The sequence below is a fragment of the Dyadobacter jiangsuensis genome (assembly GCF_003014695.1).
GTDB classification, from domain to species: domain Bacteria; phylum Bacteroidota; class Bacteroidia; order Cytophagales; family Spirosomataceae; genus Dyadobacter; species Dyadobacter jiangsuensis.
In genome coordinates, this window is record NZ_PYAS01000012.1 from 89,212 (window position 1) to 106,227 (window position 17,016).

The 17,016-nt window shown below is 47.8% G+C and carries 18 protein-coding genes; 5 read left to right on the top strand and 13 right to left on the bottom strand.

What is annotated here, in order from left to right:
- Positions 1–50 precede the first annotated feature (50 nt).
- Positions 51–617, bottom strand: a complete 567-nt coding sequence (locus tag CLV60_RS23155; protein WP_106597765.1) for a Uma2 family endonuclease — start codon at positions 615–617, stop codon at positions 51–53.
- Between the two features lie 75 nt (positions 618–692).
- Positions 693–1,898, bottom strand: coding sequence for a DUF763 domain-containing protein (locus tag CLV60_RS23160; protein WP_106597766.1), 1,206 nt, complete (start codon positions 1,896–1,898; stop codon positions 693–695).
- A 155-nt stretch (positions 1,899–2,053) separates the two neighbouring features.
- Here CLV60_RS23160 and CLV60_RS23165 point away from each other — a divergent pair, with 155 nt between their 5' ends.
- A complete protein-coding gene (locus CLV60_RS23165; RefSeq protein ID WP_106597915.1) occupies positions 2,054–3,346 on the top strand; it encodes a hemolysin family protein in 1,293 nt (430 codons plus the stop codon).
- Positions 3,347–3,439: 93 nt separating this feature from the next.
- On the opposite strand, the gene CLV60_RS23170 is transcribed toward CLV60_RS23165, so the two are convergent.
- The 9 genes from CLV60_RS23170 to atpA all read right to left on the bottom strand — a co-directional run bounded on the left by CLV60_RS23170 (position 3,440) and on the right by atpA (position 10,977).
- Complete coding sequence (locus CLV60_RS23170) at positions 3,440–4,129, bottom strand: SDR family NAD(P)-dependent oxidoreductase (protein ID WP_106597767.1); 690 nt, start codon at positions 4,127–4,129, stop codon at positions 3,440–3,442.
- A gap of 20 nt (positions 4,130–4,149) precedes the next feature.
- Positions 4,150–5,013, bottom strand: coding sequence for a UTP--glucose-1-phosphate uridylyltransferase GalU (gene galU, locus CLV60_RS23175; protein ID WP_106597768.1), 864 nt, complete (start codon positions 5,011–5,013; stop codon positions 4,150–4,152).
- Positions 5,014–5,167: 154 nt separating this feature from the next.
- A complete protein-coding gene (locus CLV60_RS23180; protein WP_106597769.1) occupies positions 5,168–6,163 on the bottom strand; it encodes a mevalonate kinase family protein in 996 nt (331 codons plus the stop codon).
- A gap of 184 nt (positions 6,164–6,347) precedes the next feature.
- Entirely contained in the window at positions 6,348–6,875 is a 528-nt protein-coding gene (locus CLV60_RS23185) for a YceI family protein (RefSeq protein ID WP_106597770.1), read from the bottom strand.
- A gap of 127 nt (positions 6,876–7,002) precedes the next feature.
- Positions 7,003–7,734: an outer membrane lipoprotein-sorting protein gene (locus CLV60_RS23190; protein ID WP_106597771.1), complete on the bottom strand. Its 732-nt coding sequence runs from the start codon at positions 7,732–7,734 to the stop codon at positions 7,003–7,005.
- Between the two features lie 12 nt (positions 7,735–7,746).
- Entirely contained in the window at positions 7,747–8,088 is a 342-nt protein-coding gene (locus CLV60_RS23195; protein ID WP_106597772.1) for a DUF5615 family PIN-like protein, read from the bottom strand.
- A 1-nt stretch (position 8,089) separates the two neighbouring features.
- A complete protein-coding gene (locus CLV60_RS23200; RefSeq protein WP_106597773.1) occupies positions 8,090–8,326 on the bottom strand; it encodes a DUF433 domain-containing protein in 237 nt (78 codons plus the stop codon).
- A 98-nt stretch (positions 8,327–8,424) separates the two neighbouring features.
- The gene (atpG, locus tag CLV60_RS23205; RefSeq protein ID WP_106597774.1) at positions 8,425–9,309 is read right to left on the bottom strand and encodes an ATP synthase F1 subunit gamma; all 885 of its coding nucleotides are present in this window, start codon (positions 9,307–9,309) and stop codon (positions 8,425–8,427) included.
- A gap of 90 nt (positions 9,310–9,399) precedes the next feature.
- On the bottom strand, positions 9,400–10,977 hold the full coding sequence (gene atpA / locus CLV60_RS23210) for a F0F1 ATP synthase subunit alpha (protein ID WP_106597775.1): 1,578 nt from the start codon (positions 10,975–10,977) through the stop codon (positions 9,400–9,402).
- Positions 10,978–11,266: 289 nt separating this feature from the next.
- Between atpA and bamJ the strand changes: the two genes are divergently transcribed.
- Entirely contained in the window at positions 11,267–12,025 is a 759-nt protein-coding gene (gene bamJ / locus CLV60_RS23215) for a BamJ family beta-barrel-assembly machinery protein (protein ID WP_106597776.1), read from the top strand.
- An 11-nt stretch (positions 12,026–12,036) separates the two neighbouring features.
- Positions 12,037–14,160 carry a carboxy terminal-processing peptidase gene (locus tag CLV60_RS23220; protein WP_106597777.1) on the top strand — a complete coding sequence of 708 codons (2,124 nt, stop codon included), beginning with the start codon at positions 12,037–12,039 and terminating at the stop codon, positions 14,158–14,160.
- Between the two features lie 58 nt (positions 14,161–14,218).
- Here the strand turns inward: CLV60_RS23220 and CLV60_RS34295 are convergent, their stop codons facing one another.
- Positions 14,219–14,605, bottom strand: coding sequence for a hypothetical protein (locus CLV60_RS34295; RefSeq protein ID WP_170118848.1), 387 nt, complete (start codon positions 14,603–14,605; stop codon positions 14,219–14,221).
- Between the two features lie 22 nt (positions 14,606–14,627).
- Positions 14,628–14,876, bottom strand: a complete 249-nt coding sequence (locus tag CLV60_RS23230; protein ID WP_106597778.1) for a helix-turn-helix domain-containing protein — start codon at positions 14,874–14,876, stop codon at positions 14,628–14,630.
- Between the two features lie 164 nt (positions 14,877–15,040).
- Between CLV60_RS23230 and CLV60_RS23235 the strand changes: the two genes are divergently transcribed.
- Both CLV60_RS23235 and CLV60_RS23240 read left to right on the top strand, forming a co-directional pair.
- On the top strand, positions 15,041–15,997 hold the full coding sequence (locus CLV60_RS23235) for a hypothetical protein (RefSeq protein WP_146151585.1): 957 nt from the start codon (positions 15,041–15,043) through the stop codon (positions 15,995–15,997).
- Positions 15,994–17,013, top strand: a complete 1,020-nt coding sequence (locus CLV60_RS23240) for a DsbA family protein (protein ID WP_146151586.1) — start codon at positions 15,994–15,996, stop codon at positions 17,011–17,013. The genes CLV60_RS23235 and CLV60_RS23240 overlap by 4 nt, the downstream gene beginning before the upstream one ends.
- Positions 17,014–17,016: the final 3 nt, after the last annotated feature.

Genomic DNA, 17,016 nt, shown 5'->3' on the forward strand with positions numbered 1-17,016 from the left:
AATCTGCTTTTACTTTCTGTAAAGAGTGCAGATGCAACTTGGAAAGATTATTATTTGGAGATTTGAGCAGATAACAGATTTCGCACCGAAATTTCGAAATCTTCCATTACCGGATATGCCGAGCAAATGTCGTGTTCTGTGCAGATTTTGACATTCTTTCTCGAAGAGTAGACATACACCACCTCATTGTCCGGGTAAATGTGCCAAACGACTTGAACAGAGGAATTGAAATACTCAGCCAGCTTTTCTTCTACTTTTTCGGCGTCGTCCGTGGGCGAGATTACTTCAATGAGAAATTCAGGAATGGGTTCTTCGTCTGATATAGCGGACGCGTCGATTTGCTCGCCGGAGAAAAGGGCAAGGTCCGGTCTGCGCATTTGGATGCCGCTCAGCATAATGTCCTGCTCCATGATCAGCGCGCCACCTTTGGAGAATGCAGCGGTACCGAAGAATAATTGTTGAAGCCTTCTGATGATGAAGAGATGCTTTTTCTTCACTTTCCCGAATCTGATGATTTTGCCGTCGTTCCATTCATATTTAAATCCATCGACGGGCTCCCATTGGATAAATTCATCCAGAGAATGTGGCAAAACCGACGATGTGGAACGGAGTATCATAGCTTGGGTATCAGTTGTTGTACTTGATATTCAATTACAAAGACTATTCTAAATTACTAAATCAAAACCGCACAATCAAAACAACTCCAACTGCCCATCCCAGCCCTTCGGTTTCTTCGCTTTGCCTTGCACTGTCCGGCCCTCGTACTTCCAGGAAGTGTCGCGTTCGTGCTGGACGATGTCGTTGAAGCGGTTATTGGGCTGGAAGTCCTTTTCTAGCTGGGCGGAGACTTTCGAGAGGTTTTTTAATGCGTCGGATTTGTCATTATCACCCATTTTAGCGAGCTGAATGGCGCGGTCCAGGGTAAGGATGGATTCGTCGTATACCGTGATGGGTACGGGAAACGGATGCCCGTCTTTGCCGCCGTGGGCAAAGGAGAAGCGGGCCGGATCACTGAACCGCGACGGTGTGCCATGAATAATCTCGCTCACGAGTGTGAGCGACTGGATCGTGCGCGGGCCTACGCCTTCGAGCATGAGGAGTGTTTCCATATTGTCGACCGAGTTGTCATGTGCCAACGCGAGTACTGCACCCAGCCGTTTCAGGTTCACGTCTTCCGCACGGACGTCGTGGTGGTCGGGCATGACGAGCCGGGACACTTCCCGCATGATTTTATCAGGATTCTCTTTGGTAAGGTCCAGAATGCCGGACCGGGTAGGAGCGGCTGCTTTGGCCGTCAGGTTGAGTATATTGCCCTGATTTTGGCCGTAAATGAATGTATGGGGCTCTTCAATGAACGACTGTATGCTGGGAGAATGCCAGTGGTAGCGGCGGGCAAGGCGGTCATCGGTATTCATACCTTGCTGTATCACGGCCCAGTTGCCTTCTTTGGATAAGACAAACGAATGCAAATACAACTGGAAACCGTCTTGAATAGCGGTATTATCCACCTTGGCGGAGAGCTTGCTGTGATGCACGAGCAGGTTGCCATCCAGCCCCGTTTTATCTGCGATTGCCAACAGTTCTGCGGGCGTTTGCCTGGAATATTTGCCCCGGCCGCCGCAAATGTAAATGCCTAGTTCAGACGATTTTCTGTTTACAGATTGTTTCAAAGCGCCCATTACCGAGGTGGTAATGCCCGATGAATGCCAGTCCATCCCAAGCACACAGCCCAAAGACTGAAACCAGAACGGATCGCTCATTTTTTGCAGCAATGCATCGCGCCCATACTCCATCACGATCGCCTCCACGATGGCGCCGCCGAGCGCGCTCATGCGCTGCGCGAGCCACACGGGAACTTTCCCGTAATGCAGGGGTAAATCGGCGTGACCACTTTTCATAGGGATTCCATCAAGGATTCAATTTACGAAAATCGGGGTTGCAACAGGTAACCGGAAATGCATTAATGCTCGTCCCGGTTTCCCAATGGCCCGATTTTTTGTTAAAATGCAGCTTTAAAACGCATTTTCATCTTATAACTGATCCACCGGCCTCCATGGTTTTACAGGTTATCATTACCCTTGTGCTCGTTCTGCTTAATGGTTTTTTTGTTGCTGCCGAGTTTGCAATAGTCAAGATCCGTGCCTCGCAGCTCGAACAGAAAGCCCAGGAAGGGAACCGGATGGCCATTCTTTCCAAACAAATTGTCTCTAATCTGGATGGCTATCTGGCTGCTACCCAGTTCGGTATCACGCTTGCGAGCCTTGGCTTGGGTTGGATAGGAGAGCCGGTCGTATCAAAAATGATTATTGGTGCAATGGAGCTGGTAGGCCTTTCGATCGACCCGGAAGTGGCGCACCACATTGCATTACCGACTGCGTTTGCGATTATCACTGTACTCCATATTGTATTTGGAGAACTCGCTCCGAAATCGATCGCGATCCAGCGACCGGAGTCGACGACCCTGGCTTTGTCATATCCTTTGCATGGCTTTTTCCTGATATTCCGCCCGGTGGTGTGGCTGCTGAACGGCATTGCCAACGTGATATTGAAAGGTGTTGGTATCACACCGTCGCACGGGAGCGAGGTGCATAGCAGCGATGAGTTGCGCTATCTGGTTCAGCAGCAGAAGGAAAGTGGTATGATTGAGGCGGCAGATTACGACCTGATCAAGAATGCATTCGATTTTTCGGAAAGGGTCGCAAGGCAAATCATGATCCCTCGGCCGCAAGTTGTGGGCATCGACGTGAACGACTTTACAGACGCTGAACTTGAAAAAGTGATAGAAGAAGGTTATTCCCGAATGCCGGTTTATGAAGATACGCTGGATCAGGTCATTGGCGTGTTGCATTTGAAGGATCTGTTGCTCAAAATGCGACAAGGTAAGGAAATCGTGCTCCGCGAGCTGATCAGGCCCATTGCGACGGTGCATGGTTCCAAACCTATTGGCGCATTGCTGCGCGAGTTTCAGGTGAGCCGTCAGCAAATGGCCGTAATCGTGGACGAATATGGCGGAGTTGACGGCATTGTGACGATGGAAGATATCCTGGAAGAGCTTGTAGGCGAGATTCAGGATGAATATGACAATGAGTTGCCGATCGTCAAAAACGAAGCGGATAATACTTATACCGTGCAGGGCGCGGCTTCCATCGTGGATTTGAATGAGCGGTTGCCCCACGACATTACTAAACGCCCTGACTATGAAACGTTGGCCGGTTATCTGATCTGGAAGTTCGGACGCATTCCGGCGGTGGGCGAGAAGCTCAAAACGAAACACTACGAGTTTACCGTACTCAAAAAGCTGCGCAGTACGATTTCGCAGGTGAGGATTGCGGTGTTGGAAAGTTAGTGATTTGACCGCCGACGGTCGACCGCTGACCGCCGATCGGTTACGAGCCTACGGTCGGCTGTCAGCTGTCGGTGGTCGGCGGTCAGTTGTCAATCAAGCCTCGTTGTAGAGCTTTAACACTGTCTGGCGCAATTTTTTGCCTGTATCACTTAAAACAAATGCAATGCCTTCGGCCATATCCGTCGCCGGTATCCATTTGCTGAAATCCGAATTGGGCATAGCTGCCCGGTTGTCGGGCGTGTCGATAATGCTCGGTACGATCACCGTTGCAGTGATGTTCTTCGATTTCCCTTCCGCATTGATCAGGTCGGCCATCTGGAAAATCAGCGTTTTAGCAAGCGTATAGGCAAAACTTCCCGTACCCGCCTCGGCTACGAGCGCCGGGCGCGCGCCTATGAAGATGAATTGCCCTCCTCCGTTTACTTCGAAATGCTTCATTAATGGCTTCACAATGTGGAACGCCGTTTTGAAATTCATCGTCAGCATTTGCTCGATGTCCGCATCGGTGGTATCGGTCAATTTGGCCATGGCGAAACCGCCAGCGAGTAATATTCCAGCTTCAATTTTACCGGCATTGGTAATGGCTTCGGCCACGAATAATTCGGCTTGTTCAGCGTTGGACAGGTCGGCGAGGTAGTTCGAAACGCTCGCATTGTCGGCGTAAGCATTGGTTTTGCCTTCGCGGACATTGATATGCATGCCATAACCAAGCTCCGTTAATTTTTTGACAACATCCTTACCAAGGTTTCCGGTGGCTCCGCTGACGATGACTTGTTTGGGCATGGTTATGGCTTTTTAAATGCTTATTTGTTTAGAATATCAACCAGGAATTTCCGAAATGGTTCGGCAAATTCCTTTCTTTTCAATGCGAACTCGACAGTGGTTTTGAGGTAATCCAACTTGTCGCCGATATCGTGGCGCTTGCCTTCGATATGGTGTGCAAAGATATTCTCGCGTTTTAGAAGTAACAAAAGCGAGTCAGTCAGCTGGATTTCGTTGTTTTTCCCCTTCGGAGTCTGCTCGATCGTATTGAAGATTTCGGGCGTTAGGACGTACCGTCCGGCAATGGCGAGGTTGGAAGGCGCTTTGTCGATCGCAGGTTTTTCCACCAGTGTGCTTAGTTCCAGAATAGAGTCGCTTAACGACGTTCCGCCGACAATACCGTAGCGATTTACCTTATTGGCAGGCACTTCTTCCACCGCGATCACCGAACCGCCATATTGTTCGTAGGTATCCATCAATTGCTGCGTTACCGGGATCACCGAATCCATAATGGTATCGCCCAACAGTACTGCAAATGGCTCATTACCCACGTGGTGGCGCGCATAGTAAATAGCATCGCCCAAGCCGTTCGCTTCTTTCTGACGCACGAAATGCACATTGGCCATATCTGCCAAACGGCGCATTTCATTGAACCACAGCAGATCTTCCTTCTCTTCCAGTCGGCTTTCAAGCTCTACGTTCCGGTCGAAATGGTCCTCGATGGCGCGCTTGCCTTTTCCGGAAATAATCAGAATATCCTCAATACCCGAATCCACGGCTTCCTGTACCACATATTGAATGGTAGGGATGTCGATAATCGGTAGCATTTCCTTCGGCATCGATTTGGTTGCCGGCAGGAATCGGGTTCCAAGCCCGGCAGCAGGTATAACGGCTTTACGAATCATAGTTTTGGTTGTGTGCCCGCGGCATGTACCGCCGACATTGTTCTGTTTAAGTTTTAACAGGCATTCAGCAATCCGCTTCCTGCCATTTTAAATATAGTTGAGTAATAAAAAAACAATTAATGACCACTCCTGACAACACCTGACCACACCCGACCTACACCACAAACGGCCTGATCACCCGCGCATTGAATTTCTTCAACTGCACAAAGAGCTGGTTCAGCATATCGTCGTCTTTGTAAATCCCGATAATGGTACCGCCGGAACCCGCAAATTTAGCGGATGCTCCGCAGGCACGCGCCGCGTTGATCAGCTTTTTATTGGATTCAGGGACATTGTAAATCTTGCAGCGCAGGTCGAAATTTTCATTCATCAGCGAATGCAGGTCGTCGGAGCGGCCTTCCAGCAATGCGGTACGGCCATCTTCGGCTTTTTGGGCAATCTGGCCTAGCACGTCGATCACGTCCTGCTCACCCCGGTCGTAGCGTGCGCGTACGTCGTTGTGCACCTTGCCCGATACCTTGCTGAGGTTGGTATTATAAGCCACGTACAACTTCGGCAGCAACTCCGGGTTAATGCGCTCATAGCGGCCGTGGCCCTGCGTCTGGATCATCGTTTTGTCAAAATCCATATACACGCAGCCTTCGTAGCATTGGATCACGCGATCCTGCAAGCCCGCTGTGATGCCTAGCTCTTCGGTCTCGGTTACCATCACCAGTTGTGGTAATATTTCGATAGGTATTTCAACTTTGTAAAACTGCATCAGCGCCCGGAACAAGGCTACGATAATCGCGCTGGAACCCGACATGCCTACCTGGCGCGGAATGGATGAGCGGTAACGGACCGTGAAATTCTTGTTAGGCAGCTTGATATTGTTCTCCTCACAATAGTCTCCGAATTTCTTGATACCGGCCTTGATGAGCGGAATACCGCCATTGTAGCCCAGCATATTCACCGAGTCGCGCAGGTGGAAAATGCTGCGAAATGTGTTCAGATCCTGCGGTTGCGGCTCAATATGCAGCTCGGGCGACTCATAAAGTGAAATGGAAGCGCCGAAATTTCTTACAGATATGGAAATCGTTTTACCGAAAAAACCATCAGAAGGATTGCCTAAAAGCCCCGCACGGGCATAGGCGCGTGTTTCAATGATCAATGTAAATGCGTGTTTAGCCGGAAGTAATAACTATCTGGACGATAAAAAGCCATTTTGCCCTTATAAGCAGGTATTTTAGAATTTTACCCAATGCGGCTTGAAATCTATGAATGAACGGTCTGGAAACAAAAAAAGCGCGGATAAAAATATCCACGCTTTTCGTAAGAGGAACGGTTTATGAATATTATTGTTTCACGACCTGAACGTTCGCGATCAGTTTTACTTCGTCGCCTACAACCACACCGCCTGCTTCGGTTACTGCACTCCAAGCCAGGCCGAAGTCCTTACGGTTGATTTTGCCGTTGATCTCGAAGCCTGATTTGTTGTTGCCGTAGAAGTCGGTCATGTTACCGCCGAATTCGGCAGCGAAATCAACAGTTTTGGTTACGCCTTTCACAGTCAATGAGCCTGTCAGGTTGTAGTTATCACCGCCTTTCTTGGCCAGTTTACCTGTGAACGACAGTTTTGGGTGGTTCTCAGCGTCGAAGAAATCAGCTGATTTCAAGTGCTGGTCACGTTGTTCTTGTTTGGTATCTATGCTTTCCACGTCAGCAGAAAAATGGACGGTAGCACCGTCGAAATCATCACTAGTTGTTTCAACACCGCCTTCGAAGCTGTTGAATGCGCCTGTTACAGTGGAAATCACAAGGTGTTTCACTTTGAACTGGATTTCAGAATGTGTTGGATCAATTACCCATTTAGTAGTAGCCATTGTCTTTGTAGTTTTTATGTGTAATAACATTTAATGTATATACATCTAATTGCAAAGTTTAGTTTCAAAAGCATAAAAAAAATCCCGAAAAAATTATTCCGGGATTTCAAAAGTGGTTTAAGAGCGTCTATTGAGGCATTTCGAAAATTTTTGGATCGATCTTCGGATTTACTTCCAGCGCGGTAATTTTCAGTCCCATCTTGGTGCCGGGCATTGCCGAGGTGGTCACTTCCGATGTAAACGGATAGTAAATGCCATCCACAGCACGGAAGTCGGACTGTACGTTTTCCGACATAATATCCTGGCCACTCACTTGCGTCTGAGCGACAATCTTCAAAATATAGAATGTGTCTTTGGATATATAGTTAATCCTGCGGACGTTGTTCGGTAACGTCATGGTTACTTTGTAAACCTTCGCTCCGCTGAGCTCTTCTTCGCCGTCTAGCGTTACTTTGTAGCCTTTCTCCTTGTAGTTGTAAAGGCCGGTAAGGTCGGTTTCATTGGCCAGGGACTTCACCGCATCTTCCGGTAATGCCGTTGGTTTGGTGTTGCCGGTCATCGGGTTGATCGTCCATCCCGTAGTACCGTTCACCGCCTGCACGACTGTCATTCCCTGTACGGTCGATTCGCTTCTGAAACCTTTGTTCTGCACGATGATCGTAGTAATCGGCACTTTCATATTCATAATATCCATTTCAGCCGAGATCTTCATGCTCTGCAATTGGCCCAGTTTCGCGCCGCCCATCGCTTTCACGTGTTTGGCGATAATGTCATCAACGGTTTGCGCGCTTACGGAGTTGGTAAAACAAGCGATGATCAGGAATGCGAGTAGTTTGAAAAGGCTTTTGGAATGTTGCATATGGTTGGTTGGTTAAGACAAAACTTCTATTCGGTCACGATAAACAGTTACTAGCTTATGTTCCTTACTGAGTGCGGCAATGTTATGCCAATTCTTGTACAAAACTTCAAAAAGTTCTGACGCTTTGATATTGCCGAGTCGGAAATGAATGATTCGAGGTGGAGGTTCGCTGGTGCTGATGCGAATGGAAAAGTCAGCATCGCGCGTTACAATGGTAAGATAATTCTCACGTGCATAATTCCAAATTTCGGAATCAAGCCATTCATTGTCCAAATCTCTTTGATGGATGAATTCTGCGCTATTCCACAGTGAGCAGTGGGCTGGCAGATTTACATCTATTAGATATTTAGGCATATCAGGCGGCAGTAGGATAGCTGGCAAAGTTTCTTCCCGCCATCTGCGCAGCAAAATGCAGGCATGCGTCTATGTCGGCATTTTCCAGGAATGGGAAATGATATAGAATAGTATCACGGCTGTCCCCGGCTGCCAGGTGTTCCAATATCGTCTGTACAGTAATCCTTTTGCCCCTGATAGTCGGTTTCCCGTTGCATAAGTCGGGGTTGACCGTAATTCTTTCAATTAAATCAGCCATAACATATTTCATTTAAATGACAGACCACATTAGTAAATAAACAAAAAAACGGCCGGATTGTTGCAATCCGGCCGTTTGGAATATGGTTGGAGGTAACCTTAGTTTTTCAATGCTTCGGCACCACCTACGATTTCGAGGATCTCCTTCGTGATCGCTGCCTGGCGCGTACGGTTGTACACGAGGCGCAGGTCTTTCAAAAGTTCCTGGGCGTTTTCCGTTGCTTTGTCCATCGCTGTCATACGCGCTCCCTGCTCCGATGCATTGGATTCGAGAACGGCGCGGTACAACTGGATTTTCAGCGACTTAGGAATCAGCTCCGCAAGGATTTCTTCTTCCGCCGGTTCGAAAATATAGTTAACCTCGGTCTTTTTCGACTTGGTCGATTTGTTTTCAGCTACGATCGGCAAATACGGATCGGCGTGGATAATTTGTGTTGCTACGTTTTTAAATTCGTTGTACACGATATCCACTGCATCGTAACGGCCTTCCGAGAAATCTTTCATGATCTCTTCGGCTGCGCTTTTCACGTTTACAAAGCTCAAACGGCCGAACAGGTCGGTATAAGCAGTGTTCACGGTGAAACCGCGGCGTACGAGTGTTTCCGCGCCTTTTTTACCGATGGCAAAAATCTCTACATTCCCTTTCGCTGCCTGAGCCGCATATTTGGACTCGATCAGCTGAATTGTAGCCTTGATAACATTGGTATTGAATGCTCCGCACAATCCACGATCGGAAGTTACGACGATGATCAGCACCTTTTCCACCGCGCGAACGGCTTTCAACGGGCTGTCGGCAGCGCTTTCCGATGCTGACGAAACTGTCAGAAGCATTTCTCCAAGCTTCTGTGCGTAAGGGCGCATTTGCAGAATGCTGTCCTGTGCACGACGCAGCTTGGCTGCCGCCACCATTTTCATGGCTTTGGTGATTTGCTGTGTGGAATTAACCGAAACGATACGGTTACGTACTTCTTTTAAGCTTGCCATTTTCTGGGTGTTTTAAGCGATCCGGTGATCCTATTATATATGTACTAGGAAAATGCCGGAACGGGTTACGCTCCGGCATTTTTACCGGTGTTAACGATATTTTACAGCAACTTCTTTAGCTACTTTCTCGATAACGTCTGTTACGCTGTTGTCCAGTTTTCCGGCACGCAAAGCAGCGAGTGCTTCTTTATTCTGGCTAGCCAATACGGTGGTGAAGTCTTTTTCGAATTCTTTCACACGTGCTACGTCTACGGTATCCAGCAAACCTTTGGTGGATGCGTAAACGGTCGCCACTTGCAGTTCAACAGGAACTGGTGCGTATTGCGCTTGTTTCAAAACTTCCTGGTTGCGGCGTCCCCGGTCGATCGCCAGCTTGGTAGCGGCATCGAGGTCGGAACCGAATTTCGCAAATGCTTCGAGCTCGCGGAACTGAGCCTGATCCAGTTTCAGGGTACCCGAAACTTTCTTCATCGATTTGATCTGCGCGTTACCACCCACACGTGATACCGAGATACCTACGTTGATCGCAGGACGGATACCAGAGTTGAACAGGTTGGATTCGAGGAAGATCTGGCCGTCGGTGATCGAGATTACGTTCGTAGGAATGTAAGCCGAAACGTCACCAGCCTGTGTTTCGATGATCGGAAGGGCTGTCAATGAACCACCACCTTTTACTTTACCTTTCAATGAAGGCGGAAGGTCGTTCATGTTCGCAGCGATGCTGTCGTCAGCGATTACTTTCGCAGCACGTTCCAAAAGGCGGCTGTGGAGGTAGAATACGTCACCTGGGTAAGCTTCGCGGCCCGGAGGACGACGGAGGAGCAGGGACACCTCGCGGTAAGATACCGCTTGTTTCGAAAGGTCATCGTAGATTACGAGTGCAGGACGGCCGGTGTCACGGAAGTACTCACCAATCGCAGCACCAGTAAACGGAGCATAGAATTGCATAGGAGAAGGATCCGATGCACCTGCTGCCACGATTACGGTGTAATCCATCGCGCCGTATTTGCGGAGGGTCGCTTCGATCGACTTGATGGTCGAAGCTTTCTGGCCGCAGGCAACGTAGATACAGAATACGGGCTCTCCTTTGTCGTAGAACTCCTTCTGGTTAATGATTGTGTCGATCGCCACCGCAGTTTTACCTGTCTGACGGTCACCGATGATCAGCTCGCGCTGTCCGCGTCCGATGGGGATCATCGCGTCGATCGCTTTGATACCGGTTTGAAGCGGCTCGGTTACCGGCTGACGGTAGATTACCCCGGGAGCTTTACGCTCGATAGGCATCTCGAAAGTCTCGCCAGTAATAGGTCCGTTTCCGTCGATCGGCTCAGCCAGTGTGTTTACCACACGGCCGATGATTCCGTCACCCACTTTCACGGAAGCGATTTCTTTGGTACGTTTTACAGTAGCACCTTCTTTGATGTCACTGAAATCTCCCAGCAATACGGCACCCACATTGTCCTCTTCGAGGTTAAGAGCAAGAGCCTTAAGGCCATTCTCGAAAACAAGCAGCTCACCTGCCTGTACCTGGGAAAGACCATAAATGCGGGCAACACCGTCACCAACTTGAAGGACTGTTCCTACTTCTTCGAGTTCTGCTTCTGATCTAGCGCCTGCAAGTTGTTCGCGCAGGATGGCCGAAACTTCATCCGGTCTAACAGATACCATAGTATAATTGACTTATTTAGAGTATAGTAGTAAGTTTTCTGAAAACTGCCGCAAAGGTAGAGTTTTATTTTGGTAAAAACAGAATGATTTAACTAAAACCTGTGATATAAAATTAGATTTTTCCAAGGATCGGGGCAGAAGGGCACTACGGAACGCAAATTTACCGTTTATCAGCTTCTAATAACATTTTTAAAACTTTTTTAGGTACTGATTGTGTTTTTGTTGTAATTGAGATCGTTAATAACACTTATCTATTAAATTCTAATCTTTTCGACCGTCTTTCAGTATAATGTACAAATTAGAAAAAACCATTTTAGCAGCCCTGGCATTTGGAGTATTGGCAACCGCGGAAGGCAACGCACAGACTATCAAGAAAACAACAAAACCCGCCGCAACTGTAAAGAAATCAGCGGCAACACCTGCAAAAACAACAGCAGCCCCTGCAACATTGAAAACGTCAGCCGACTCTTTGTCTGCGGCAATAGGGGTGAGCTTCGCAAATTCGATAGCATCACAAGGAATTAAGGACCTGAATGCCGACCTGCTTACACAAACGGTAAAAGCAGCTTTGAAAGGCGAAAAAACCGCATTTACGTCGGATGAGGCGAATATGTTCATCCAGGGCTACTTCACGAAGATGATGGAGGAAAAAGGAGCCGTAGTGCGTCAGGAAGGCGAGAAGTTTTTGGAAGAAAACAAGAAGAAGGAAGGTGTAGTGACCACTGAAAGCGGTCTGCAATATCAGATTATCAAGAATGGCGACGGTCCTAAGCCGGCAGCGACAGATAAAGTGAAAACACACTATCATGGAACATTGACCAATGGAACAGTTTTTGACAGCTCAGTCGACAGAGGCGAGCCGGTTGAATTCCCGGTCAATGGCGTGATCAAAGGATGGACCGAAGCGCTTCAGTTAATGCCTGTCGGATCGAAATGGAAGCTTTTCATTCCATATCAGCTGGCTTACGGTGAGCGTGCGGCGGGCCCTCAGATACCGGCTTATTCAGCCCTCGTATTTGAGGTTGAATTATTGGAAATCGTAAAATAGCAAACGTGCAAATGAAAAAGTATCTTATCACTCTTATTCCGGTTGTGTTGCTGGGTTGGCAGCGGGGCCCTGTTCAGGAACGAGGAGGGGTAATGGCTCCAACGGCCACCTCCATGGATGAAGATATCAAACCAATTCCGGCGCAATACAAGGCGGAGGAGCTGACGACGCGGATCTTATCCAGCTATCATTACAGAAAAACGAAGCTGAATGACTCTCTTTCGGCCGCGATTTTTGATAAGTATATCGACGCGATCGACCACGGCAAGCTCTATTACCTGGCTTCTGACCTGGCGGAATTCGAGCAGTATAAGAACTCTTTCGATGACTATTTGCAGAAAAGAGAACTGGACGTTCCTTTCCAGATGTATAACGTTTTCAGAAAGCGCTACAAGGAAAGAAGCGAGTATATCCAAACGTTGCTGAAAGAAGCCAAGCCTTTTGACTTCAATCAGGACGAGTCGATGAACACCGACCGCGAAAAAGCGGCCTGGGCGAAAAACACCGACGAACTGAATGACACGTGGCGGAAATACCTGAAAAGCGAGGCATTAGACCTCAAACTGTCGGGTAAAGCGGACACAGCTGTGGTAAGCACCCTGCGCGACCGCTACAAGAGCCGCGACCGCGCGTTGGGCCGTATCCGTACCGAGCAGGTATTCCAGATGTTCATGAATGCGTACGCCGAGTCGCTCGACCCGCACACGAGCTACATGGCGCCTACTTCGGCGGATCGTTTTAAACAGGAAATGAGCCAGTCGCTGGAAGGTATCGGCGCATTGCTTCGCGAGGAGGACAACTATATTAAAATCGTTGAAGTAATCCCGGGAGGTCCGGCATTCAAAGGAAAACAGCTTAAAAAGGAGGATAAGATCGTAGCTGTCGCACAAGGTGACGAAGGCAAATTTGTGGATATCGTCGGCTGGTTTGTGGACGATGCTGTGAAACTGATCAAGGGTCCGAAATCGACTGTCGTGCGTTTGCAGGTAATCTCAGCAGATGCATTGCCCGGCACACCGCCTAAGGAGTACCGCCTGGTTCGCGAGAAGATCAAACTGGAAGAGCAGCGCGCAAAGAGCGAAATCGTATCCATTAATAATGGTAATAAAGATTACAAAATCGGCGTAATCGACATTCCGTTGTTCTACCGCGATTTCGAAGGTGCTCAGCACCGCGAGAAAGAGTTCTCAAGCACTACCCGGGACGTTCAGAAGCTGATCAACGATTTGCAGGCTTCGAATGTGGACGGTATCGTGATCGATCTGCGTAACAACGGCGGTGGTTCATTGACGGAAGCGGTTTCTTTGACCGGCTTGTTCATCAATCGCGGACCGGTGGTTCAGGTAAAAGAAAGCCAGGGCGAGATTGAAGTACAATCCGACAACGATCCTAACATTGCCTATGACGGACCGCTGGCAGTTATGGTAAACCGATTCAGCGCGTCGGCTTCCGAAATCTTCGCGGCGGCGATCCAGGATTACAAACGTGGTTTGATCGTTGGTGAGCAGACTTACGGAAAAGGAACCGTTCAAACGTTGATCGACCTTAACCAGTGGGTGCCGAAAGAGCAGGATCAGCTTGGACAAGTGAAACTGACCGTCGCGAAATTCTACCGCATCAATGGCAGCAGCACGCAGTTGAAAGGTGTCACTCCGGATTTGGAATTGCCTACTGCATTCAAAGTGAATGAATACGGCGAAGGCTCACAGCCAAGTGCATTGCCTTGGGATCAGATTGCGTCGTCGCGCTATGAAGTAACGAGCAATATCAATCCTAAGATCGTCGAGCAACTCCGCGACAAGTACAAGCACCGCCTCAAAACCGACGAAGAACTGAAAACGCTTGTAAAAACGCTGAACGACTTTAAAGAAGCACGCGAGAACAAAATCGTCTCTTTGCAGGAATCGAAACGCAAAGCGGAGCGCGACGAGGCGGAGAAGAAACGCGCTGCTATGAAGCAACTTGGTGAGGACAGTGTAGACGAGGATGAAGATGAAGCTGACTCAAAAGTAGCTGAGGCCCCCAAGGAGGTGAAGAAGAAAAAGGATATTTATCTTACCGAAACCGGCCGAATGCTGGCGGACCTGATCGTGATCTCGAAAGAGCCGAGCCTGGCTGGGACCAAGAAGAAGTAATATTCGAAATGTTTATATTGAAAAGAGCACGGATTGTGAGATCCGTGCTCTTTTTGCGTTAATGGAGTTTGTCAAGTCTGTTGTTAACTATATTGATTTTGGCAAGGACAATCGGCAGCAGGCGTTTCGATTCATCTTTGTTGAGCATTAGCGTTACAAGTGAATCCAGTGCTTGCAAACTATCCGAAGAACAAGCAGCCTGAGTTCGCAAGACAACATCCAGATATTCCCATTCCTGTCTCACATCTTCGATGGTATTTTGTGCAACGTCAATTTGGCCTGTAACGCATTCCCCCCTCAGCTTGTGGAGCAACTTGTTGATAGCTATGATGTGGTGTGTTTTCGGATGACGAGTCGGAGCTTGCCGCCGTAATAGGAGCGAGAAAATAAGGAGAGCAAGCACGATAATGCAAGCCCTAACAACCGATATTCCTTTGAATGCCATACGTGTGTATGAATGAGCGGGTTTAGACTATCTGGTTTTTACATACCTGCCTTTTGCTAATATGGTTGTCATAAAACGTTTTCATTTCAAACTGGTCGCGGAAGCCTAAATACCTTGCGATATTACTCGCCACTTCTTTGGAAATCCGGGTTTTGCCATTTTCAAGTTTACTGACGGACTGCTGGCGAACTTGTAAGAGCTGGGCGATTTCCGATTGTTTTACGCCTTTCATCATACGTACAGCCCTGATTATCTTGAAGAAATCTGTCATAATTTATGAAGTGTGTGGAGGAAGGAATGCTGCGAAAGTATATGATTTACAATTGATGGTCAAGTTGTAAAGTACAACCGGTGTAAGTGTAAAGTACAACCGGTTCTTTTTTGTGTGCTAAAAATAGTTTTGTCTCTTTGTAGTGTGAGGAAATACACATGCTTATGAAAAAACTACATCTCCTGAACCGTTGTATTTCCAGCGCGATACCTATCGTCGCTCTACTTCCTCTGATTTCGTGTAAGGAAATGAGTGAGAAGGCTGATGGGACGGCATTGGGGCCACTCGTTGAAAAGATTGAGACAGCCTACGCTGCCGGGTGCAAGAAGAATGAACGCACTTCTCCGGTGGAGAAAGAAACAGCCGCTTCAAAGGAAATACAGGAAGCTGTTCGAGAAAGGCTGTTTAGCTATCAAAAGTCATTCGAATCCCGATACAAAGTCACCAGAAGTCTTTCTGAAGGCTATCCTGTCGGCGTGATTCCTGCAATGGATGTCTGTCCTGCCGGATCGGAAAAGGTTAAAATATTCATGGATAACCAGGATAACGGGAACACGACGAGCTCGGGCTGGACGGGATCCTGGTCCATAGACGGCAATGGTAATACCGGGCACACCTTTTGCGTCGTATACGGGGCGGCGTTTAAATTTATGACCTTCAATTCGCCGACAGAATATCTTCTGTTGAGATTGGGAAATAATAAAACAGTGTATATGGAACCGCGTGTTTGGAACGTCTACATTGACAATGAAGATAACAACAACAAGAATGCTTTGCTAGAAGGAGATTTTAGTCCGAATGTGATTAATAAGAACGGAACTAACTTTCAATTTTGGGCGATTGCCGGAAAGAATACACCCGGACCGAACCAGGATACCCAATTTCCTGATATGGGGTTCAGTTATGGAGTTTTAGGAACATTTACTTCACCCGTTGTAGGCGGTGCGGCCGGCATGGGAACTTTCAAAACTGATGACGAGAACAGCAGCAATGCGAATCAGCTGTATTCTGTCGATTGGGTAACTAATGCGGTGACGGGTGATTCACACGTGCAAGGTTTTGGGGTTGACAGGACAAACGATCCGGGTAATACCACTTTCAACATCCGAAGAGCCAGGTGAAGTCAAAAATCGGCTATTTTGTTGGACCATCTATTTGGTTGATAGTTGTTCTAGTGGCTTGCGAACGTCCTAAGGAAAGGAAAATCGCGGGAGAAGTGGACGGGCAGAAAATCTATCTGGATGAGGTGGATAACCTGATCACCAATTCTCTTTATGAATATTTGTTTGCCATTTTTGATGCCCGAAGTATTGCTGCTAATGAATTGATCAACAGTAAAGTGTTGTCGATGGAGGCGCGGGGCAGGAACATATCAATTGACTCGCTGGTGCTATTGGAAACGGCTAGAATTGGAAAGATCGAAACCAAAGCTAAATATGTCCTTGACAACGGTCTACAAGCGGGGGTGGTAGACGAAAAACGCCCATTCAAACTGTTTGAATTGGATAGTAATGAGGGTAGGGACATTCTCGAAGAAAGCTATCAAAAGTTTCTAAAGGTTCGGTTGGTTGAAGAATTGAGAGCGAAATACCAGATCAAATTATCTTTGGAACGTCCGAAACCACCTTTGATTAAGACGGATGGCATGCTTACTCACGTAAGAGGAAAGATCAATTCAACTATCTCGGTCATTGTCATTTCAGATTTTGATTGTCCGGTTTGCAGACGTGCCTATGCGCAACTTAGAGAATTGTATGGAAAATATAGCGATCGTATTCGATTTGAGGTAATTAACCTGTCTCCGGATGTTACAAACTCAATCTTGTTCTCGGAATGTGCGGGTGGGCAAGGGCGGTTTTGGGATGCTTATGAGGCGCTTTTTGCAGGGGATGTTTACCCGATAAACGTAGATACCCTTATCAAGAAGCTAAGGCTGAAAAAAGCCGAATGCTTAAGATGTCTGAAATCTGAACGTATGAGTAGTGATATAGTAAATAATATGCGTCGCTTGCGCTCTATGGGAATTGAAATGACACCAACAATCCTCATCAGCCGCAGAATCTACTACGGGCCAATTGAAAGTACGGCAATTGGAAAGCATCTGAATGAACTACTGGCAAAAGGCGGGACGGAGTAAACG